This window comes from Quadrisphaera granulorum, from assembly GCF_003149145.1.
GTDB lineage: Bacteria > Actinomycetota > Actinomycetes > Actinomycetales > Quadrisphaeraceae > Quadrisphaera > Quadrisphaera granulorum.
In genome coordinates this window covers 31,353-52,892 of the sequence record NZ_QGDQ01000033.1, presented here as the reverse complement: position 1 = coordinate 52,892, position 21,540 = coordinate 31,353, and the positions used below count along the sequence as shown (strand labels likewise).

The window sequence follows — 21,540 nt, the reverse complement described above, 5'->3', positions numbered from 1 at the left end:
GGTGGAGTGTGGCGGTGAACCGCACCGGCCCGCCCGGACCCCCTGGTCCTGACGGGCGGCCGACACCGCCGGCGCCGGCGGCTGGGGATGGGGTGGTGTGGACCGCTCCGACGGGGCACACCTACCGGGTGGACCCGCAGGTGCTGCTGGACCCCGCCGACACCCCGCCGGGAACCTTCTCGGGAGATTTCTCGGGGGCTTTCTCGGGGGCACCTGCCGGTGCTCGGGCCGATGCTGGCCCGCCGGGAAGTTGGGCCGATCCCGCCGGTGACAGCGGCGGTGTGAGCGCCGCGGAGCGGCTGGTCGGTGGGCTGCCGGTGTGGGCTCACCGGTTGCTGGCCGATGTGCTGCCCGCGTGGGTGGGGTGGCCCCCTGACGGCACGCCAGCGGCGGCGGATCCGAGCCAGAGCCAGAGTCAGGTGCAGTGGTCCCCGGAGTGGGCGCGGGCGGTGTTCACCGACGTCCCACCCGACCCGCTGCCCGACCCTGACGACGATCTTGGCGACCCGGCAGACCTCCACGATGACCGCGGAGGGTTCGAGGGTCCTGACGACGAGGGAGAGGAACCGTGTCTGTTCGACGACCTCCCCGGCGCGTGACCGTCCGCTCGTCGCGGCGCGGGGCACATCACGACGGAGCCACCATGCGAAGGTTGAGCCCCGGCGGTGATCAGCGCCGCGGGTAGGTGGCCAGCTCCTCGCGCAGGTCGGCTGCGGCGCGGTAGAGCTGCTGCTGGGTGAGGCGCAACTCCACACAGCACCAGTCGTGGGCCTGCTCCGGGAAGGGCGGGGGCGCCCACTCGGCACCGAGACCGACGAGGATCCGGAACTTTCCCGGCTCGACGGCGCTTGCCTCGTCACCGCCACGAGCAGCGTCAGGTCCCACACCGAGCGATAGGCACGGCTCGAGGAAGACGAGCCACCCGCGGTCCTGGAGCACGTCCCACCAGAACGGCACGCTGTCCCCGTCAGCCTCGTCGCCGCCGCCGTCGTCGTCCTCCCACGCTGTGGCAGGGGCGACCTGCCCCCGGCCGGCGCGCTCCCACCAGTCGGCCACCTCGGCGACCTCCCACGTGGTGAGCGCAGGATCGACGAACGACCACTCCGTCCCCCGAGCGGTGCGCACCCGTCCGGCGACGAGCAGCCAGTTCGCGTCCCACTCATCGCCGTCGTCGTCGACCGTCGCATCGGGGAACTGGTACCCGGCGAGGCGCAGCTCCACCTCAGCACCGTCGTCGCCGCGCAGGATCACGTCGGCATCATGGCCGCCACGGAACAGGTGCTGCCACGGGACAGACGCGGCACCCCCAGCTCCGCCGCGTTCCACCATCAGGTACGGCCGTGTGTGAGCCGATGGTCCTGCTGAACCATCAACTCACCACCCCTCGCGGAGGCTTCCCCGTGTCACGCCGCCTTGCGGACCTCCGCGTCGCGCACAAGCTCTACGCCGGCTTCGGCGTGGTCTGCCTGCTGCTACTGACCATCGCCGGACTCAGCGCCAGCCGACTCCACCAGGCTCAGGCGAACCTCGAGCACCTGGCGTCCTCGGGGCTGGCAGCGGTCGACTCGTCGGACCGGACGGCGCTGGCCCTCCTGCAGATCCGCTACGACGCGTCGATGCTCGCCCTCGTCAGTGACCCCGCGACGCTCGCCGCCACGGTCAAGCAGATCGAGGACGACGACGCCGCCCTGCAGGAGCAGTGGAAGACCTACCTCAGCACCAAGCCCGCCAGCTCCGACCCGCAGCGCGAGGCTTTCCTGTCGGCGCTGAAGGACTACGAGACGGGCCTTCAGCAGCAGATCCCCCTGGCACAGGCGAATGACACCGCCGGCTTCCTCGAGGTCCGCGAGAAGGTGACGTCCCCCGCCGCCACGAAGGCCTTCACCGCGCTGAAGGAGATCGTCGACACCGAGAAGGCCCACGCCGACGGCCTTGCCAGAGAGGGGCGGCAGGCCTACCAGCAGGCGCTGATCGCTCTTCTCGTGGTCTCCCTGGTGGCCGTGGCGCTGGCGCTCGGTATCGCCGTCGTCGTCGCCCGCTCGGTCACCACGCCGCTCGGCACCGTCGTCGACGTCATGGCCGCGGTGGCCAAGGGACGGCTCGACCTGCGCGTCGGATTACGCCGGCGTGACGAGGTCGGCCAGCTCTCCGCCTCGACGGATGCCTCGCTGGACGCCCTCTCGGCAGCCATGCGCGAGATCCGGGCCGAGACCAACGCCCTGAGCACCTCCTCGGTGTCGCTGCGCGGCGTCTCCGGTGATCTGGCGTCGGGCGCCGAGGAGGCCGCGGCGCAGTCGCACGTCGTCTCCGCAGCCAGCGAGGAAGTCTCCGTCTCCATCTCGACCGTCGCTGCCGCGGGTGAGGAGATGACAGCGGCTATCACGCAGATCGCGGCGGCTACCGCGGAAGCCTCGTCGATGGCCACGTCCGCGGTGTCGGCCGCCGGTCAGGCCGGTCAGGCCATCGAGCGGCTGGGCACGTCGTCCCAGGAGATCGGCGACGTCGTCAAGCTCATCACCTCTATCGCCGAGCAGACCAACCTCCTCGCCCTGAACGCCACCATCGAGGCCGCCCGGGCGGGCGAGATGGGCAAGGGCTTCGCCGTCGTCGCCGGGGAGGTGAAGGAGCTGGCCCGCCAGACCGCGCAGGCCACCGACGAGATCACCGCCAAGGTGAGCGCCACCCAGAGCGACGCCGCAGCCGCAGCGACGGCTGTCACCCAGATCAGCGACGTCATCGCCCGCATCGACGAGGTCCAGGCCACCATCGCCGCCGCCGTCGAGGAGCAGTCAGCCACCACGAGCGAGATGGTCCGGAACATCACGGAGATCTCCAGCGGGTCCGGTCAGATCTCGGCGAACATCTCGAGCATCGCGAGCGGCACCGACCAGAACCGGGATCGCGCCGGCCACACCGCGCAGATGGCCGGAGACCTCTCCGGCTCGGCCAGCCGCCTGGAGGAGCTGACCGGGCGCTTCACCGTCTGACACGGTCCCGCTGCGCTCCGCGGGCCGGCTGCGCGGTGACGGCGACTGCCGCGGGGCCAGGCCCCAATCACCCCTGCGCAGGGTGCCGGGTGCAGTCGGACGTGCAGAAGTCCCCCACAAGGCCCGTGGAGGGTCCTGCGGGGGACTTCTGCACGTCCGACTGCACGGCCCCGACAGCCGTCATAGCCCCGACAGCCCGACGCGGACGTCAGGCACTCACAAGATCAGACGCCGACAGCGGCCTTCAGCACGTCGGCACGGTCGGTGGTCTCCCATGTGAAGCCCGGCAGCTCGCGCCCGAAGTGCCCGTACGCGGCGGTCTTGGCGTAGACCGGCCGCAAGAGGTCGAGGTCGCGCACGATGGCGGCCGGGCGCAGGTCGAAGACCTCGCGGATCGCCGCACTCAGACGCGCCAGCGGCACGGTCTCCGTGCCGAAGCACTCCACGTACAGCCCGACCGGGTGCGAAGCACCGATGGCGTACGCCACCTGCACCTCGCACCGGCTGGCGAGCCCGGCAGCGACGACGTTCTTGGCCACCCAGCGCATCGCGTACGCCGCCGACCTGTCGACCTTGGACGGGTCCTTGCCGGAGAACGCACCGCCACCGTGGCGGGCCATGCCGCCGTAGGTGTCCACGATGATCTTGCGACCGGTGAGGCCGGCGTCGCCCATCGGGCCACCGATCTCGAACCGGCCGGTGGGGTTCACGAGCAGACGGTGCCCGGAGGTGTCGAGGTCCGCCAGACCGCGCAGCCCCTCCAGCACGGGCGCGACCACCTCGGAGCGGATCTGCTCGGCCAGCTCACCGAGGTCGACCCGGGGCGCGTGCTGCGTGGACAGCACCACGGTGTCGAGGGAGACGGCGCGGTCACCGTCGTACCCGATGGTCACCTGAGTCTTGCCGTCGGGCCGCAGGTGCGGCAGCACGCCGTCCTTGCGGACCGCGGTGAGCTGCTCGGACAGGCGGTGCGCCAGCCAGATCGGCAGCGGCATGAGCTCGGGGGTGTCGGTGCAGGCGTACCCGAACATGAGGCCCTGGTCACCGGCGCCCTGCGCGTCGAGCGGGTCGTCGGAGTCGAGCGACCCCGAGCGCTGCTCCCAGGAGGAGTCGACGCCCTGCGCGATGTCCGTGGACTGCGCACCGATCGAGACCGAGACGCCGCAGGAGTGCCCGTCGAAGCCCTTCTCGGAGGAGTCGTACCCGATACCGAGGATGGTGTCGCGGACGATCTGCGGGATCTCGACGTAGCCCTTGGTCTTCACCTCGCCAGCAATGTGAACCTGGCCAGTGGTGACCATGGTCTCGACGGCGACCCGACTTGTCGGGTCTTGGTCGAGCATCGCGTCGAGGATGCGATCGCTGATCTGGTCGCAGATCTTGTCCGGGTGACCCTCGGTCACCGACTCGGAGGTGAACAGGCGCAGGTCGGCCTTGGCAGCCATCAGAGGTCTCCTCGCTGGTCCACTCGTCCATGGGTCAGGCGCATCGCGACAGCGTCCCAGACCGCGTCAGCGATGGTCTCCTTGGGCGCCGGACCGACGGATCTTTCGGAGCCGTCTGCCCCGAGGATGACGACGGTGTTGTCGGGGGTGCCGAACGCTCGCCCACCACCGACCTCGTTCACCACCAGGAGGTCGGCACCCTTGCGGACCGCCTTGAGCCTGCCGTGCTCGATCACCGAACCCGACGCGTCACCGGTCTCCGCAGCGAACCCGACGACGACCGTCGAGGCCGCCACCCGACCCTCGCGGCGCGCCGCGACGAGCCCGGCAAGGACGTCGGGGTTGCGGACCAGCTCCACGACGAGGCCGTCGCCGTCGTCGTCAGATTTCTTGATCTTGCTTTCGGAGGGTGCGGCGGGCCGGAAGTCGGCCACCGCGGCAGCCATGACGACGACGTCAGCGCCCCCCTCCGCAGCGGACACCACCGCGTCACGCAGCTGCAGGGCGGTGCTCACGGGCACCACGTGCGCACCGGCGGGGTCGGGCACCTCGGTGTGGGCCCGCACGTACGTGACGCGCGCACCGCGGGCGAGGGCCCGCGCGGCCAGCGCCGCACCCTGCCGCCCGGAGGAGGCGTTGCCGAGGAAGCGCACCGGGTCGAGAGGCTCGCGGGTGCCCCCCGCCGAGACCACGACGTGCCGACCGGCCAAATCGAAGGAGGAGGAGGACGACGACGACGGCGCGCCGCCCGCAGCCGCTCCGCCCAGCAGCGCCATCGCCGCAGCGTGGATGCGCTCGGGCTCCGGCAAGCGCCCGGGGCCGGTGTCGGCGCCCGTCAGGCGGCCACTGTCGGGGTCGAGCACGTGGATGCCGCGCTCGCGCAGCGTCGCGACATTGGCGACCACCGCCGGGTGCTGCCACATCTCGGTGTGCATCGCCGGGGCCAGCAGCACCGGGCAGCGCGCGGTGAGCAGCACGTTGGTGAGCAGGTCGTCGGCGAGGCCGTGGGCGGCGCGCCCCAGGAGGTCGGCGGTGGCGGGGGCGACGAGGACGAGGTCGGCCTCGCGGCCCAGCCGCACGTGCGGCACCTCGTGGACGTCGCTCCACACCCCGGTGGCCACCGGCTGGCCCGACAGCGCCGCCCACGTCGGCTCACCGACGAACTTCAGCGCCGCCTCGGTGGGCACCACACGCACGGACGCGCCGCCCTCGGTGAACAGGCGCAGCAGCAGCGCCGCCTTGTAGGCGGCGATGCCACCGCCGACACCGAGGACGACGCGCGCTGGGCTCATCGCGGGTGGGAGCTGAGAGCTGTGGTGCGGAGCAGCGCTGGGCCCAGGGACGCGGGGCTCAGAAGCCGCGCGCGTCGTCCGAGGGCGCCGCGAACGGGTCGGACGGGGCAACGGCCGCGGCCTCGGCGGCGGCCTCCTCCGGGCTGACCGGGCGGATCGTCAGCAGGCCCGCGTCGATCTCGCGCAGGGCGACGCTCAGCGGCTTCTCCTGCACGTGGGTCTCCACGAGCGGACCGACGTACTCCAGCAGGCCCTCGCCGAGCTGGGAGTAGTAGGCGTTGATCTGGCGGGCGCGCTTGGCGGCGTAGATGACCAGCCCGTACTTGGAGCCGTCGGCGGCCTCGAGGAGGTCGTCGATGGGCGGGTTGGTGATGCCTTCGGGGGCAGCGGTGGTGCCGGACACAGGTGTCCTTCCAGATCGGGGACGAGCTCGCGCTTCGGGTCGTGCAGTGCTTCTGGTCGTGCACAGGGTCAGACGGCTCAGCGAGAGGTGAGCGGACCCAGACCCATCCATGATACGAGCTCGTCAGCGGCTCGGCTGACGTCGTCGTTGACGATGGTGGTGTCGAACTCCTTCTCGGCGGCGAGTTCCACCCGTGCGGTGGACAGGCGCCGCTCCCGCTCCTCGGGTCCTTCGGTGCCCCGGCCCACCAGGCGGCGCTCCAGCTCCTCCCAGCTCGGCGGGGCGAGGAACACGAAGTGCGCGTCGGGCATCACCGCACGGACCTGGCGGGCGCCCTGCAGGTCGATCTCGAGGAGCACCGGGGTGCCGGCAGCCAGCGCCTGCTCCACCGGACCTCGGGGGGTGCCGTAGCGGTGTCTCCCGTGGACGACGGCCCACTCGAGCATCTGACCCCGCTCCACGAGCCCGTCGAACTCAGCCTCGCTCGTGAAGAGGTAGTGCACGCCGTCGACCTCGCCCGGACGGGGCGAGCGGGTGGTCGCCGAGACGGACAGCCACACCTGCGGGTAGCGGGCGCGGACGTCAGCGGCGACGGTGCCCTTGCCGACAGCCGTCGGCCCGGCCAGGACGACCAGCCGCTGGGGCGTCGTCCCGGCCGGGCCGGAGGTCGGTTGCTGGTTCAGCGGCCGAAGCGGTCGATGAGGGCGCTGATCTGGTTGGCGCCCAGACCGCGCACGCGACGCGTCTCGGAGATGCCGATCTCCTCCATGACCTTCTGGGCGCGGACCTTGCCCACGCCCGGGAGGGCCTCGAGGAGGGCGGAGACCTTCATCTTGCCGACGACGTCGTTCTCCTGGCCCTCGCGGATGACGTCGCCCAGGTCGCCCTGGGAGTGCTTGAGGCGGTTCTTCACCTCGGCGCGCTCACGACGGGCGGCGGCAGCCTTCTCCAGGGCTGCAGCACGCTGCTCGGGGGTCAGGTTGGGGAGCGGCACTGAGAGTCACCTCTGCACGTCGTTGGGTACGTCGGACTGATCTGTCGGATCTGATCTGTCTGGTCTGAACTGTCTGCTCTGGGCGGGTCTGAGGCTGCCTGATGGCAACCTAGCCAGCTCACCTGGTCAGAGCAACGCCGGGGTCACGGATGGTGACGCAGAGCGTTTCTGCAGGCGACGGCCGAGCGTACGGCCGCCTCCTGAAGAGCTCGCACCGAGGGTCCCGCGGAAAGGATCTCCCGGCTGGAGGAGGCGAGGACGGCGCTGCGCGCGGGCCCGAAAACCCGCGCGAGGTCGGCCGGTCCCGCGCCCTGCGCACCGATGCCGGGGGCCAGCAGCGGACCGTGCACGGCGGCTAGGTCCACCGCCAGGCGAGAGGCCGCGTCACCCGTCGTCGCCCCCACCACCAGCCCCACGGACCCCAGGGGCTCACCGGCCGCCTGAGCTGCGGCGTTACGCTGCGCAGCGGCCCGGGCGACGGCGGCGGCCACCGCCTCGCCGTCCTGCCCGCGGGCGTGCTGGACGGCCGCGCCCTCGGGGTTGGAGGTCAGCGCCAGCACGAAGACGCCGCGGCCGGTGCGCGCCGCAACGTCGAGCAGCGGGTCGAGCGAGCCGAAGCCCAGGAACGGCGAAGCCGTCACCGCGTCACCGGCCAGCGGGGAGCCGTCGCCGGCGAACGCGTCGGCGTAGGCCGCCATCGTCGAGCCGATGTCGCCGCGCTTGGCGTCCACAACGCACAGCACGCCGGCTGCCCTCGCATCGGCCACCACCTGCTCCAGGACAGCCACCCCGCGCGACCCGTGCCGCTCGAAGAACGCCGCCTGCGGCTTGATCGCCGCGCACGAGCCCGCCACGGCCTCTACGACGGCCCGGGAGAACCGCTCCAGGCCGCTGGCGTCGTCGGAGAGGCCCCAGGCCGCCAGGAGGGCCGGCGAAGGGTCGATACCGACGCACAGCGGACCGTGGGCGTCCATGGCGGCGGCGAGCCGCACGCCGAACGGCTGCGGGGTCGACTGCTGGGTCGGCTGCTCGGTCAACTGCTGGGTCTGGTGGGACTGCTGGGTCATAGGTCGGTGCTCCTCGTGATGCCGCGGCCGGGCTCGTGGGCGATGCCGACGACGTCGGCCAGGCGCGCCACCCCGCGGCGCGCCAGCTCCGCCTCCAGCTCCCGGGCCACGCGGGCCGGTGCGGAGGGGTCGGCGAAGGTCGCGGTGCCCACCTGGACGGCGCACGCACCGACGGCGATGAGCTGCAACGCATCGGCGCCGCTCGCCACACCACCCGCGCCCACGATGGGGACGTCGGGCAGCACGCCGGCGCGCTTGGCTGCGGTGAGCTGCCAGATGCAGCGCACGGCGATGGGCCGGATGGCCGGGCCCGACGTGCCACCGGTCACCCCCGCGAGCTGCGGGCGCAGCGTCACGGGGTCGATGACCATGCCGAGCGTGGTGTTGATGGCCGTCAGACCCGTCGCACCGCCATCGGTGCAGGCCCGCGCGACCGCCACGAGGTCGGTGACGTCGGGGCTGAGCTTGGCGAGCACGGGCAGCGCTGGACGACCCGTCGCGGCGGCGGCAGACGACACGGCGCTGCTGACGGCGTCCAGGACGGCGCGGGACGCGCCGGTGTCGCACGCGAACACCAGACCGCGGTTGGCGACGTTGGGGCACGAGATGTTGACCTCGATCGCCCCGACCGGGCTCTCGGGGCCCAGGGCCGCCAGGCGGCCGGCCAGCTCGCCGAACTCGTCCGCGTCTCCTCCGGCGATCGAGACGACGACACGCGCGCCGGCCTCGGCGAGCACGGGCAGGTCGTGCTCGAGGAAGCTGTCGATGCCCGGGCCCTGCAGGCCGATGCTGTTGAGCATCCCCGACGGCGTCTCGGCCATGCGTGGGGTGGCCCGGCCCGACCGCGGGTCACGCAGCACCGACTTGGTGACGACGGCGCCGAGCGCGGCGAGGTCGAGGTAGGGCGCCAGCTCGGCCCCGGCGGCGGCGCAGCCGGAGGCGGTCATGGTGGGCGCCGGGAGGTGGAAGGACCCGATGGACGTGGAGAGGTCCACGGCCGTCGCCGCTGGGGCGTGCACAACGTCCTTGATCGTCGCGGATTCCATGTCAGTGGCCTCCCATTGCCGTGGGAGCGCCTACGGCGTCGTCGGGGACCAGCGCCCCACCCCGCAGGTGGGGTGCGGCGCCGATGGCGTCCCAGCGAAGGGCGTCACCGTCGAAGACCGGGCCGGCGGTGCAGGCTCGCAGCATCCGCGTGCGGCGCACCCCGTCGTCGTCGTCCTGAGCGACGGGGAGCACGCACGTCATGCAGACGCCGACACCGCAGGCCATGGACTCCTCCACCGCCAGCCAGGTGCGCGCGCCCTGCCCGAGCACCTCGCGGGTGGTGGTGTGGACCGAGCGGAGCATCGGCATGGGGCCGCAGGCGTAGACCCACGGATCTCCCAGATCTGCCAGCTCCAGCAGCACCTCGGGCAGGGCGTCGGTGACGCGGCCCGGGGCTCCGAGGGAACCGTCGTCGGTGGTCACCACGAGGGCGTCAGCAATCCCGTCCAGCGCGGTCGCGTCGTCGACGGCGCTCGTGCCGAGCAGCCGGTCGGCACTGGCGGCCCCGACGATGCCCACCACGCGGCTGCCCTGGGCCGTCAGCACTCGCGCCAGCCACGGCAGCGGGGCCGCGCCATAGCCGCCGCCGATGACGACCCCGGGGGTCCCCGCCTCGGGGATCGGGAACGGGCGGCCCAGCGGCGCCGTCGTCGGGACGACGTCGCCGGGGCGCTTCGCCGCCAGCAGTCGCGTCCCCGGACCGGCCGCCGCGACCACCACCTCCAGCGTGCCCGCCACCGGGTCCGCGGCGTGCAGCGACAGCGAGCGCCGCAGGAGCATGCCGGAGTCGCCGACGCCGCACGCCACGAACTGCCCCGGCTGTGCGCGCCGCGCGGCCTCGGGGGCGTGCAGCACGAGGTGCGTGTACGCCCCGACCGGGCGCGCGGAGACGACCTCGGCCGCCTCCTGCACGCCCGCGGGCGCCGTCGTCGTCCTGCTCATCTGACAGTCACCGAACCTGTCGGCAAGCCAGTCACCGGGTCGTCTTCAGGTACTCGGCGTGCTCCTGCAGCGACCTCACCCGCACCGGCTCCCCCGCCGCGCGGGCGGCGTGGGCGGCGTCGATGGCCGCCGCGGCCGCCGCGAGCTGCTGCACCGTGGTGAAGACCGGCACGTCCATCGCGGCCGTGGCCGCGCGGATCTCGTACCCGTCAGCCCTTGCCCCTGCAGCGGCCGGGGTCTCGCCAGCGCTGGGGGTGTTGACCACGAGGTCGACCTCGCCGGCGAGGATCCGCTCGACCACGGTCGGCTCGCCGTCCTCCCCGTGACCGGAGGAGTGCTTGCGCACCACCGTGCTCGCGACGCCGTTGCGGCGCAGCATCATCGCGGTGCCCTCGGTGGCCACCACCCGGAAGCCCAGGTCAGCCAGGCGCTTCACCGGGAAGATCACGGCGCGCTTGTCGGGGTCGGCCACCGAGACGAAGACCGTTCCGGACAGCGGCAGCCCGCCGTACGCCGCGGCCTGGCTCTTGGCGAACGCCGAGGGGAAGTCGATGTCGATGCCCATGACCTCACCGGTCGAGCGCATCTCCGGCCCGAGCAGGCTGTCGACGACGAGCCCGTCCGGCGTCAGGAAGCGCTTGAACGGCAGCACCGCCTCCTTGACGGAGATCGGTGAGTCGTCGGGCAGGTCGCCGCCGTCACCGACGGCGGGCAGCAGGCCCTCGGAGCGCAGCTCGGCGATGGTGGCGCCCACCGCGATGCGCGCGGCGGCCTTGGCCAGCGCGACCCCCGTGGCCTTCGCCACGAACGGCACCGTGCGGCTGGCGCGGGGGTTGGCCTCCAGCACGTAGAGGACGTCCGAGGCGAGTGCAAACTGCACGTTGAGAAGGCCGCGCACCCCCACGCCGCGGGCGATGCCCTCGGTGGCCTCGCGCACCCGTGCCAGCACCGACGAGCCGAGCGTGATCGGCGGGAGCACGCACGCGGAGTCACCGGAGTGCACGCCGGCCTCCTCGATGTGCTCCATGACGCCGCCGATGTAGACGTCGGTGCCGTCGAAGAGGGCGTCGACGTCGATCTCCACGGCGTCGTCGAGGAACCTGTCCACCAAGACCGGGTGGTCGGGGCTCGCGACGGTCGCCTTCTTGACGTACTCCTCCAGGGAGGACTCGTCGTAGACGATCTGCATGCCGCGCCCGCCGAGCACGTAGCTGGGACGGACGAGCACCGGGAAGCCGATCTCCTCGGCGACGGCGCGGGCCTGCTCCACCGAGGTGGCGGTGCCGAACTGCGGGGCGCGCAGCCCGGCCTCGGACAGGACGCGGCCGAACTCGCCGCGGTCCTCCGCGAGGTCGATGGCGGCCGGGGTGGTCCCGAGCACCGGGATGCCCTCGGCCTCCAGCTGCGCCGCCAGGCCGAGCGGCGTCTGGCCGCCGAGGGTGGCGATGACGCCGACCAGCTCACCGGAGGCCTGCTCCGCGTGGAGCACCTCCAGGACGTCCTCCAGCGTGAGCGGCTCGAAGTAGAGCCGGTCGGAGGTGTCGTAGTCGGTGGAGACCGTCTCGGGGTTGCAGTTGACGAGCACGGCCTCGTAGCCGGCCTCGCGCAGCGCCATGACGGCGTGGACGCAGGAGTAGTCGAACTCCACGCCCTGCCCGATGCGGTTCGGTCCGGACCCGAGGACGACGACCTTGCGGCGCTCGCTCGCGGCGACCTCGCTCTCACCCTCCGACGTGCTCTCGTACGCGGAGTAGTGGTACGGCGTCTGGGCCGCGAACTCCGCCGCGCAGGTGTCGACGGTCTTGAAGACCGGCCTCACGCCGAGGCGGTGACGCAGCGCGCGCACCTCCTTCTCCCCGCCGGCACCCAGCCCGCGCAGCTGGGCGAGCTGCACGTCGGAGAAGCCGTGCTTCTTGGCCGTGCGGAGCAGCTGCTCGTCGAGCTCGGGGGCGGCGGCGATCTTGGCGGCCACCTCCTCGATGAGGAGCATCTGGTCGAGGAACCAGGGGTCGATCTTCGTGGCCTCGTGGAGCCGCTCGACGCTCGCGCCGCCGCGCAGCGCCTGCTGTACCGAGACGATCCGACCGTCGGTAGGGGTCTTGGCCTTCTCGACGAGCGCGTCGACCTCCTCGGCGGTGGGCTGCTCCCCGGCCCAGGAGAACGACGCCCCGCGCTGCTCCACCGAGCGCAGCGCCTTCTGCAGTGCCTCGGGGAACGACCTGCCGATGGCCATCGCCTCCCCGACGCTCTTCATCGTCGTCGTGAGGGAGGAGTCCGCGGCGGGGAACTTCTCGAAGGCGAAGCGGGGCACCTTCACCACGACGTAGTCCAGCGTCGGCTCGAAGCTGGCCGGGGTCTCGCGGGTGATGTCGTTGGCGACCTCGTCGAGGCTGTACCCGACGGCGAGCTTCGCGGCGATCTTGGCGATCGGGAAGCCCGTCGCCTTGGACGCCAGCGCCGAGGAGCGCGAGACGCGCGGGTTCATCTCGATGACGATCATGCGGCCGTCGGCCGGGTTGATCGCGAACTGGATGTTGCAGCCGCCGGTGTCGACACCGACCTCGCGGATGACGGCGATGCCGACGTCACGCATCCGCTGGTACTCGCGGTCGGTGAGCGTCATGGCGGGCGCCACGGTGATCGAGTCACCGGTGTGCACACCCATGGGGTCGAAGTTCTCGATCGAGCAGACGACGACGACGTTGTCGGCGTGGTCGCGCATGAGCTCGAGCTCGTACTCCTTCCACCCGAGGATCGACTCCTCCAGGAGCACCTCGGTGGTGGGGCTGGCGTGCAGGCCCGCACCGGCAATACGGCGCAGGTCTGCTTCGTCGTGCGCGAACCCGGAGCCGAGGCCACCCATCGTGAAGGAGGGCCGGACGACGAGCGGGTACCCCAGCTCAGCCGCGACCTCGAGGCACTCCTCCATGGAGTGTGCGGTGCGGCTGCGGGCGCTCTCGGCGCCGCAGCGCTCCACGACGCCCTTGAACGACTGGCGGTCCTCACCGAGCTGGATGGCGGGGACGTCGGCGCCGATGAGCTCGCAGTCGTACTTCGCCAGGGTCCCGGCCTCGTGCAGCGCGATGGCGGCGTTGAGGGCGGTCTGGCCGCCGAGGGTCGCCAGGACGGCGTCGGGGCGCTCCTTGGCGATGATCGCCTCGATGACCTCGGAGGTGATCGGCTCGACGTAGGTGGCGTCGGCGACCTCGGGGTCGGTCATGATCGTCGCCGGGTTGGAGTTGACGAGGATCACCCGCAGGCCCTCAGAGCGCAGCACGCGGCACGCCTGGGTGCCGGAGTAGTCGAACTCCGCGGCCTGGCCGATGACGATCGGGCCGGAGCCGATGACGAGGACGGAGCTGAGGTCTTCACGGCGCGGCATCAGCGGTCGCCCTTCGTCTCGGTGGAGCCGGTGGTCGAGCTGGTCGGCTTGGGTGCGTTGAGCAGCGGCGGCAGCGGGGCGGCAGGGTCGGCGACGAGGTCGACGAACCTGTCGAAGAGGTAGTTCGCGTCGTGCGGGCCGGCGGCCGCCTCCGGGTGGTACTGCACCGAGAAGGCGGGGGTCCCGGTGACCCGCAGGCCCTCGACCACCCCGTCGTTGAGGCCGACGTGGCTGACCTCCACCTGGCCGAACGGCGAGGCGATGGATCCTTCGAGCGGCGCGTCCACGGCGAAGCCGTGGTTGTGCGCGGTGATCTCCACGCGGCCGGTGGACCTGTCGAGCACCGGCTGGTTCACGCCGCGGTGGCCGTAGCGCAGCTTGTACGTGCCCAGCCCGAGCGCACGGCCCAGCAGCTGGTTGCCGTAGCAGATGCCGAAGAACGGGATCTTCCGCTCGAGCACCTGCTGCAGCAGCTCCACCTCGTGGGTGGCGGCGCTGGGGTCACCGGGGCCGTTGGAGAAGAAGACGCCGTCGGGGCTGACCGCCAGGACGTCGTCGATCGTCGCCATCGCGGGGAGCACGTGCACCTCGGCGCCGCGCTTGGCGAGCTCACGGGGGGTGTTGGCCTTGATGCCCAGGTCGACCGCGGCGACAGTGAGCCGCTTGGCGCCGATCGCGGGGACGACGTACGTGTCGTCCGTGCTGACCTGGCCGGCCAGGTCAGCACCAGCCATCTCCGCGCCGGTGCGGACCCGCTCGAGCAGCTGGTCGCGGGAGGAGCCGGACAGGGCCGCCCCGGAGAAGACACCGACGCGCATGGCGCCGCGCTCGCGCAGGTGGCGGGTCAGCGCCCGGGTGTCGACGCCGGAGATCCCGACGACGCCCTGCGTGCTCAGCTCGTCGCCCAGCTCGCGCCGCGAGCGCCAGTTGGAGGCGCGACGGGCTGGGTCGCGGACGACGAAGCCGGCCACCCAGATGCGGGCGGACTCGTCGTCCTCGTCGTTCCAGCCGGTGTTACCGATGTGCGGCGCCGTCATGACCACCACCTGGCGGTGGTAGCTGGGGTCGGTGATCGTCTCCTGGTAGCCGGTCATGGCGGTGCAGAAGACGGCCTCGCCGACGGTCTCGCCGGTGGCTCCGTAGGCCTCGCCGGTGAAGGCGCGGCCGTCCTCGAGCAGCAGCAGCGCAGGGCTGCCGGTCGTCGCCGTCGTCGTCGTGCTCATGCGGCGTCCTTCCCGTGGGTCGTCTGTCCACTGGGGCCGATGAGCCCCTCCACCAGGGCAACGAGGCGGGGAGCGTCCTGCTGCGGCTTGGTCCGCACGGCGCTGTCCACCTCCGTTCCGCCTGCTCCACCGAGCCGCCAGGTCACCACGACGAGGTCCTCCTTGCCGAACATCACCTTGCCCGCCTGGCCGCGGGCACGGGTCACGCGCACGAGGTCAGCCGCGGGGATCGAGAACGAGGCCGCGCCGGGTCGGCGCAGCAGCAGGGCGGGCTGCCCTGCAGAGAGAGCCTCCAGCTCCACGAGGCTGCGGCTGCCCAGGCCGTGCGCGGTGACGCGCTCGAAGGGGCGGCCAGAGAGAACGGTGGAGACGTAGGTTCCGGTCGCCGTGCGCCCGGAGGCTGCGGTGGGTTGTTCGGCCGTGCCGCCGACCCACTCCTCACCGGCTCCGGTGGGCAGCGGAGCGGGCGCGGGGAGCGCGGGAGTGTCGCCGTCGTAGGTGCCGGCCTCCTGCTGAGCAGCGCGGCGCCGCCAGGAGCGGAGCATGACCCACCAGATGAGGGGCACGAGGGCCAGCAGCACCAGCCCTGCGATCACTTGCTCCACGAGGCCCCCTCCTTGACGGCACCACCGAGGTCGCCGGGCAGAAGACGAGTGATCACTTGCTCCACGAGGCCCCCTCCCGGTCGGACGCGGGGAGCGCGCGCGGGGTGGCGAGTGCACCGTCGAGCACGGTGGGGTGCCCGCCGTAGAAGGTGGCGACCACGCGGCCAGGCAGCTCGCGCCCGGCGAACGGGCTGTTGCGGCCCTTGGTGGCCATGGCGGCCGGGTCAACGGTCCAGCGGGCAGCAGGATCGATGAGGACGACGTGGGCCGCCTCCCCCACCGCGAGCGCGCCGCCCTGGCCCGTCACGCGACCGATGCGCGCGGGGGTCTGCGACATGACCCGGGCGACGCCGGCCCAGTCGAGGTGGCCTGGCTCGACGAGCGCGGCCAGCACCACGGACAGCGCGGTCTCCAGCCCGGTCATGCCCATCGCGGCGGCAGACCACTCGCAGTCCTTGTCCTCCACGGGGTGGGGGGCGTGGTCGGTGGCGACGATGTCGATGGTTCCGTCGGCGACGCCCTCGCGCAGCGCGCGCACGTCGTCGTTGGACCTCAGGGGCGGGTTGACCTTGTAGACCGGGTCGTACCCGCGGACCAGCTCGTCGGTGAGGAGCAGGTGGTGGGGGGTGACCTCGGCGGTGACGTCGACGCCACGCGCCTTGGCCCAGCGCACGATCTCCACAGACCCGGCGGTGGAGACGTGGCAGACGTGCAGGCGGGAGCCGACGTGCCCGGCGAGCAGCACGTCGCGGGCGATGATCGCCTCTTCGGCGACGGCGGGCCAGCCACGCAGCCCGAGCACGCCGGACAGCGCGGACTCGTTCATCTGCGCGCCCTCGGTGAGGCGCGGCTCCTGGGCATGCTGCGCGACGACACCGTCGAAGGCCTTGACGTACTCCAGCGCCCGACGCAGGAGGACGGCGTCGAAGACGCACTTGCCGTCGTCGGAGAAGACGCGCACGCCGGCGGCGGAGTCGGCCATGGCGCCGAGCTCGGCCAGCCGCTCCCCCGCCAGACCGATCGTCACGGCGCCGACGGGGCGGACGTCGCACCAGCCGGCCTGCTGCCCGAGGCGCCAGACCTGCTCGACCACGCCGGCGGTGTCGGCGACGGGCGCGGTGTTGGCCATGGCGTGCACCGCAGTGAAGCCACCGAGGGCGGCGGCGCGGGTGCCGGTCTCGACGGTCTCGGCGTCTTCCCGGCCCGGCTCGCGCAGGTGGGTGTGCAGGTCGACCAGGCCCGGGAGGGCGATCAGCCCGCTTGCCCGGACGACGCGCGCTCCCTCGGGGGCGCTCAGGGAGCCGGCGGGGCCGACCTCGGCGATGGCGCCGTCGCGCAGCAGCAGGTCGGCCGCCTCGCCGCCCAGCGGGCGGGCGCCCGTGATCAGGGTCGTGTCCACCGTCACTCCTCTTCTCCGGCGAGCAGCAGGTACAGCGCGGCCATGCGCACCGCCACCCCGTTGGTCACCTGCTCGACCACGCGGGAGCGCGGTCCGTCGGCGGCCTCGGCGGTGATCTCCAGGCCGCGGTTCATCGGGCCAGGGTGCAGCAGCTGTGCATGGGGGGTGAGCGCGGTCAGCGCTGCCATCCGCTCAGCGGTGACGCCGTAGCGGCGCGAGTACTCCCGCGCCGAGGGGAAGTAGGCGGCGTTCATGCGCTCCAGCTGCACCCGCAGCGCCATCAGCGCGTCGGGTGCCTCACCGAGGGCGGCGTCGAGGTCGTAGGAGACCTCGCACGGCCAGGTCTCCACCCCCAGCGGCAGCAGGGTCGGTGGGGCCACGAGCGTGACCCGGGCACCGAGGGTGTGCAGGAGGTGCACGTTGGACCGGGCAACCCGACTGTGCAGGACATCCCCGACGACGACGACGCGCCGCCCGGCCAGGTCCGCCCCCGCCGCGGCGCCGAGCTGGCCGCCGCCCACGAGGTGCTTGCGCAGCGTGAACGTGTCGAGCAGCGCCTGGGTGGGGTGCTCGTGCGTTCCGTCACCGGCGTTGAGCACCGCGCCGGAGGTCCAGCCCTTCTCCGCGAGGCGGTGGGGGGCCCCGGAGGAGGCGTGCCGGATGACGACGGCGTCGGCGCCCATCGCCTGCAGCGTCAGCGCGGTGTCCTTGAGGCTCTCGCCCTTGGAGACGCTGGAGCCCTTGGCGGAGAAGGTGATGACGTCGGCCGAGAGCCGCTTGGCGGCGGTCTCGAAGCTGAGCCGGGTGCGGGTGGAGTCCTCGAAGAAGAGGTTCACCACCGTGCGACCGCGCAGCGCGGGCAGCTTCTTGATCTCGCGCTGCTGCGTGGCAGCCATCTGCTCGGCCACGTCGAGCAGGCGCACCGCCTGCTCGCGGGTGAGGTCGGCAGCGGACAGGAGGTGCTTCACGACGTGCCTGCCTCACGTGACTCGATCCGGACCTCGTCGACGCCGTCGGTCTCGACCAGGCGCACATAGACCCGCTCCGACGTCGACGTCGGCAGGTTCTTGCCCACGTGGTCGGCGCGGATCGGCAGCTCGCGGTGGCCGCGGTCGACGAGGACGGCCAGGCGCACGGCCCGCGGGCGGCCCAGGTCGGACAGGGCGTCGAGCGCGGCGCGCACGGTGCGGCCGGAGTAGAGGACGTCGTCGACGAGGACGACAGTGGTGCCGTCGATGCCGGCCGCGGGCAGCGTGGTCGGCTCGGGTGCGCGGGTGGGGTTCCGGCGCAGGTCGTCGCGGTGCATCGTCACGTCGAGCGAACCGGTGCAGGCGGCGGCGTCGAAGCCGGGCTCGACCTGCTCGAGACGCTCCGCAAGGCGGCGGGCGAGGAGGGTGCCGCGACGGGGGATGCCCATGAGCACCAGGCCCTGCGGGCCCTTGTTGCGCTCGAGCAGCTCGTGGGCGATCCGGGTCAGCGACCGCGAGATCTCGGAAGCGTCCAGGACGGTGGACGCATGGACGGTGACATTTTCGGGAGACAGGCGTGCGTCAGCCATGCTCGTGACTCACTGACTCCTTCCCCGCCTCACAGGACGGAGGTTGAAGGACGTCGTTCGACAGGTGCGGCTCCGACCGTACTGCACCCCGCGGGAGACGCCGCACCGAGCGGCTCCTGGCAACGATCTTGTGGCGATCATCTCCCGGTCAGCTCACGGCGGGCCGCCGACGCATAGGGGCGTCGCTCTGCGAGGCTGAGGGGCACCACAAGCACCACCGGCGTACGCATCGTCGCCGACCGTCGCCATCGGGTCCCCGCTGGTCACTCTGGGTGAACAGTTACTGCCTGTGACCTTCCTGGAGTTGACCTGGAAGTCACTCCCCGTGACGATCACAGTCAGTTGGTGCGCGCACCGCAATGCAGCGCACGGGATCGAGAGAAAGGGACGTCATGTCTGAGGAAGGATCGGGCTACGCCAAGGCGCTCGGCGGCCGGCTGCGAGCCATCCGCACCCAGCAGGGCCTGTCCCTGCAGGGCGTGGAGCAGCGGTCCAACGGACAGTGGAAGGCCGTCGTGGTCGGCTCCTACGAGCGCGGCGACCGCGCCGTCACCGTCCAGCGCCTCGCCGAACTGGCGGACTTCTACGGCGTGCCCGTCTCAGCGCTCCTGCCCGACGGCGGCAACGCCGGTCACAGCGAGCCCCCGCCGAAGCTCGTGCTCGACCTGGAGCGCCTCCAGTCGGTGCCCTCGGAGAAGGCCGGCCCGCTCGCGCGCTACGCCGCCACCATCCAGAGCCAGCGCGGCGACTACAACGGCAAGGTGCTCTCGATCCGCTCGGACGACCTGCGCGCCCTCGCCGTCATCTACGACCTCCCCCCGCACCAGCTCGCGGAGGAGCTCATCGGCTGGGGCGTGCTCGACCCCGACGCCCGCCGCGCCGTGAGCCAGAACGGCTGACCCTCACCGACCACAGCGCGTCATCAAGACATGATCAAGCAGAAGACCCGCACTCCGGCCTCCGGGGTGCGGGTCTTCTGCAGGATCAGCGCTGCGTGACGGAGCGACTCAGCTCTCGACGAGCCCCGGCTTGAGCTGCAGCAGCCGACCGAGCAGACCGTTGACGAACGACGGCGACTCGTCGGTGGACAGCTCCGACACCAGACCGACCGCCTCGGACAGCACCACCTCGTCGGGCACGTCGTCGGCCCAGAGCAGCTCGAACACCCCGATCCGCAGGAGGTTCCTGTCGACAGCGGGCATCCGGTCGAGCGGCCACCCGTGCGAGTACGTCTCGAGCAGCTCGTCGATGCGCTCACGGTGAGCCTGCACACCCTCGACGAGGTCGAGGCTGTACTGGGGCACCGGCACGAGGCCGCTGGCCAGCCGGTCAGCGGCCAGGGTCACCGGGTCGAGCCCTCGCTGCTCAGCTTCGAAGAGCAGGTCGAGGGCCCGCTTGCGGGCCTTGGTCCGGGCAGCCACGTCAGCGGGCCGTCGTCGTCGTCATCACCCTGGGTGAGGAGTCGCGCGGGGCGTCAGTTGACGCGGCCGAGGTAGTCACCGGTGCGGGTGTCGACCTTGACCTTGACACCGGTCTCCAGGAACAGCGGCACCTGGATCTGGTAGCCGGTCTCCACCGTGGCGGGCTTGGTGCCACCGGTGGAGCGGTCACCCTGCAGACCCGGCTCGGTGTACGTCACCTCGAGGACGACGGAGGTGGGCAGCTCGACGTAGAGCGGCGTGCCCTCGTGCATCGCGACGATGACCTCGGCGCTCTCCAGGAGGAAGTTCGCGGCGTCACCGACGGTAGCCTCGGGCACGGTGATCTGGTCGTACGTGTCGGAGTCCATGAAGACGAAGTCGACGCCGTCGCGGTAGAGGTACTGCATGTCGCGCTTGTCGACGGTGGCGGTGTCGACCTTGGTGCCAGCGTTGAACGTGCGGTCGACAACCTTGCCCGAGAGCACGTTCTTGAGCTTGCTCCGGACGAACGCGCCGCCCTTGCCGGGCTTGACGTGCTGGAACTCAATGACGGACCACAGCTGTCCGTCGAGGTTGAGCACGAGGCCGTTCTTCAGGTCGTTCGTCGATGCCACGTGGGGAGATGTTACCGGGGCAGGCACGGTGCCCCGGACGGCGGCGACCTCGTCCGGGTCAGGCGCTGATGGCGGAGTAGGCCGCGGCCAGCAGCGACGGGTCGGGGCCCTCGAGGCGGCTGGGCTTGGCGACGTCGTCGAGGACGACGAAGCGCAGCAGGTCACCGCGGGTCTTCTTGTCGCGCTTCATGCCTTCGAGCAGCTGCGGCCAGCGGTCTCCGCGGTAGGTCAGGGGCAGGCCGACCGCGCCGAGCACGCTGCGGTGGCGCTCGACCACGGCGTCGTCGAGGCGGCCCGCGAGGCGGGCGAGCTCCGCGGCGAACACCATGCCGATGCTGACGGCCGCGCCGTGGCGCCACTCGTACCGCTCGACAAGCTCGATGGCGTGACCGAGGGTATGGCCGTAGTTGAGGATCTCGCGCAGGCCCGACTCCTTGAGGTCCTCGCCGACGACGTCGGCCTTGACCTGCACGGCCCGCTCGACGAGCTCGCGGATCATGGGAGCGCCCGCGTCGCGGATGGCGGCCGGGTCGGCCTCGACCAGCTCAAGAATGCGAGGGTCGGCGATGAACCCGCACTTCACGACCTCGGCCATGCCGGCCACGAGATCGTTCACCGGCAGGGTGCGCAGCGCGGCGAGGTCGCAGAGAACGCCCGACGGCGGGTGGAACGACCCGACGAGGTTCTTGCCCTCCTTGGTGTTGATGCCGGTCTTGCCGCCGACGGCGGCGTCGACCATGGCCAGCAGCGTGGTGGGCACCTGGACGACCTTCACCCCGCGCAGCCACGTGGCGGCCACGAAGCCGGCGAGGTCGGTCACCGCTCCCCCGCCGACGCCGACGACGGCGTCCGTGCGCGTGAAGCCGGCCTGGCCGAGCACGCCCCAGCAGAAGGCGGCCACCTCGGCGCGCTTGGCGTCCTCGCCGTCGGGGACCTCGGCGAGGTAGGCCTCGAAGCCGGCGGTGGCCAGGTCGTCACGGACGGCCTCGCCCGTGGCCGCGAGCGCGTGCGGGTGGACGACGAGCACGCGCTGCACCCGGTCACCGAGCAGGCCGGGCAGCTCGCCGAGCAGGCCGCTGCCGACGAGCACGTCGTAGGGGGCGTCGCCGCGGACGGTGATCCGGGTCGGCTGGTCTGCGCTCGGCTGGCTGGGGCTGGTGG

Annotated in this window: 20 protein-coding genes and 1 pseudogene; 3 read left to right on the top strand and 18 right to left on the bottom strand. The window is 72.1% G+C overall.

Going from position 1 to position 21,540, the window contains the following annotated elements; translation table 11 throughout:
- Positions 1-599, top strand: a pseudogene (locus tag BXY45_RS19590) (hypothetical protein); the annotation flags it as partial.
- Between the two features lie 70 nt (positions 600-669).
- Here the strand turns inward: BXY45_RS19590 and BXY45_RS19585 are convergent.
- Positions 670-1,251 carry a WapI family immunity protein gene (locus tag BXY45_RS19585; RefSeq protein ID WP_146211287.1) on the bottom strand — a complete coding sequence of 194 codons (582 nt, stop codon included), beginning with the start codon at positions 1,249-1,251 and terminating at the stop codon, positions 670-672.
- 149 nt (positions 1,252-1,400) lie between these two features.
- On the opposite strand from BXY45_RS19585, the gene BXY45_RS19580 reads away from it, so the two are divergent.
- Complete coding sequence (locus BXY45_RS19580) at positions 1,401-2,987, top strand: methyl-accepting chemotaxis protein (RefSeq protein ID WP_245961933.1); 1,587 nt, start codon at positions 1,401-1,403, stop codon at positions 2,985-2,987.
- A 224-nt stretch (positions 2,988-3,211) separates the two neighbouring features.
- Here the strand turns inward: BXY45_RS19580 and metK are convergent, their stop codons facing one another.
- The 14 genes from metK to pyrR form a co-directional block, all read right to left on the bottom strand.
- Positions 3,212-4,432, bottom strand: a complete 1,221-nt coding sequence (gene metK, locus BXY45_RS19575) for a methionine adenosyltransferase (protein ID WP_109776210.1) — start codon at positions 4,430-4,432, stop codon at positions 3,212-3,214.
- The gene (gene coaBC, locus BXY45_RS19570; protein WP_109776209.1) at positions 4,432-5,724 is read right to left on the bottom strand and encodes a bifunctional phosphopantothenoylcysteine decarboxylase/phosphopantothenate--cysteine ligase CoaBC; all 1,293 of its coding nucleotides are present in this window, start codon (positions 5,722-5,724) and stop codon (positions 4,432-4,434) included. The genes metK and coaBC overlap by 1 nt, the downstream gene beginning before the upstream one ends.
- Before the next feature lie 58 nt (positions 5,725-5,782).
- A complete protein-coding gene (gene rpoZ / locus BXY45_RS24375) occupies positions 5,783-6,127 on the bottom strand; it encodes a DNA-directed RNA polymerase subunit omega (RefSeq protein ID WP_109776208.1) in 345 nt (114 codons plus the stop codon).
- A gap of 77 nt (positions 6,128-6,204) precedes the next feature.
- Complete coding sequence (gene gmk / locus BXY45_RS19560) at positions 6,205-6,810, bottom strand: guanylate kinase (protein ID WP_109776207.1); 606 nt, start codon at positions 6,808-6,810, stop codon at positions 6,205-6,207.
- A complete protein-coding gene (gene mihF, locus BXY45_RS19555) occupies positions 6,807-7,121 on the bottom strand; it encodes an integration host factor, actinobacterial type (RefSeq protein WP_109776206.1) in 315 nt (104 codons plus the stop codon). The genes gmk and mihF overlap by 4 nt, the downstream gene beginning before the upstream one ends.
- Positions 7,122-7,264: 143 nt before the next feature.
- Positions 7,265-8,188 (bottom strand): orotidine-5'-phosphate decarboxylase, encoded by a 924-nt coding sequence (gene pyrF / locus BXY45_RS19550; RefSeq protein WP_109776205.1) that lies wholly within the window; start codon positions 8,186-8,188, stop codon positions 7,265-7,267.
- Positions 8,185-9,234, bottom strand: coding sequence for a dihydroorotate dehydrogenase (locus tag BXY45_RS19545; RefSeq protein WP_109776204.1), 1,050 nt, complete (start codon positions 9,232-9,234; stop codon positions 8,185-8,187). The genes pyrF and BXY45_RS19545 overlap by 4 nt, the downstream gene beginning before the upstream one ends.
- Position 9,235: 1 nt before the next feature.
- Entirely contained in the window at positions 9,236-10,177 is a 942-nt protein-coding gene (locus BXY45_RS19540) for a dihydroorotate dehydrogenase electron transfer subunit (protein ID WP_109776203.1), read from the bottom strand.
- A 31-nt stretch (positions 10,178-10,208) separates the two neighbouring features.
- Positions 10,209-13,559, bottom strand: coding sequence for a carbamoyl-phosphate synthase large subunit (carB, locus tag BXY45_RS19535; RefSeq protein ID WP_109776202.1), 3,351 nt, complete (start codon positions 13,557-13,559; stop codon positions 10,209-10,211).
- A complete protein-coding gene (gene carA, locus BXY45_RS19530; RefSeq protein ID WP_109776201.1) occupies positions 13,559-14,782 on the bottom strand; it encodes a glutamine-hydrolyzing carbamoyl-phosphate synthase small subunit in 1,224 nt (407 codons plus the stop codon). The genes carB and carA overlap by 1 nt, the downstream gene beginning before the upstream one ends.
- Entirely contained in the window at positions 14,779-15,387 is a 609-nt protein-coding gene (locus tag BXY45_RS19525; RefSeq protein ID WP_146211286.1) for a PH-like domain-containing protein, read from the bottom strand. The genes carA and BXY45_RS19525 overlap by 4 nt, the downstream gene beginning before the upstream one ends.
- A 52-nt stretch (positions 15,388-15,439) precedes the next feature.
- Positions 15,440-16,786, bottom strand: a complete 1,347-nt coding sequence (locus tag BXY45_RS19520; protein WP_211319760.1) for a dihydroorotase — start codon at positions 16,784-16,786, stop codon at positions 15,440-15,442.
- Between the two features lie 2 nt (positions 16,787-16,788).
- Entirely contained in the window at positions 16,789-17,754 is a 966-nt protein-coding gene (locus BXY45_RS19515) for an aspartate carbamoyltransferase catalytic subunit (protein ID WP_109776198.1), read from the bottom strand.
- Positions 17,751-18,344, bottom strand: coding sequence for a bifunctional pyr operon transcriptional regulator/uracil phosphoribosyltransferase PyrR (gene pyrR, locus BXY45_RS19510; RefSeq protein WP_109776197.1), 594 nt, complete (start codon positions 18,342-18,344; stop codon positions 17,751-17,753). Before pyrR ends, BXY45_RS19515 begins: the two co-directional genes overlap by 4 nt.
- A gap of 392 nt (positions 18,345-18,736) precedes the next feature.
- Between pyrR and bldD the strand changes: the two genes are divergently transcribed.
- Entirely contained in the window at positions 18,737-19,243 is a 507-nt protein-coding gene (gene bldD / locus BXY45_RS19505) for a transcriptional regulator BldD (RefSeq protein WP_109776196.1), read from the top strand.
- 108 nt (positions 19,244-19,351) lie between these two features.
- On the opposite strand, the gene nusB is transcribed toward bldD, so the two are convergent.
- The 3 genes from nusB to aroB are packed head-to-tail and all read right to left on the bottom strand — an operon-like array spanning position 19,352 to position 21,499.
- On the bottom strand, positions 19,352-19,765 hold the full coding sequence (gene nusB, locus BXY45_RS19500) for a transcription antitermination factor NusB (protein WP_109776195.1): 414 nt from the start codon (positions 19,763-19,765) through the stop codon (positions 19,352-19,354).
- A gap of 53 nt (positions 19,766-19,818) precedes the next feature.
- The gene (gene efp / locus BXY45_RS19495) at positions 19,819-20,379 is read right to left on the bottom strand and encodes an elongation factor P (RefSeq protein WP_109776194.1); all 561 of its coding nucleotides are present in this window, start codon (positions 20,377-20,379) and stop codon (positions 19,819-19,821) included.
- 58 nt (positions 20,380-20,437) lie between these two features.
- Entirely contained in the window at positions 20,438-21,499 is a 1,062-nt protein-coding gene (aroB, locus tag BXY45_RS19490; protein WP_109776219.1) for a 3-dehydroquinate synthase, read from the bottom strand.
- Positions 21,500-21,540 lie beyond the last annotated feature (41 nt).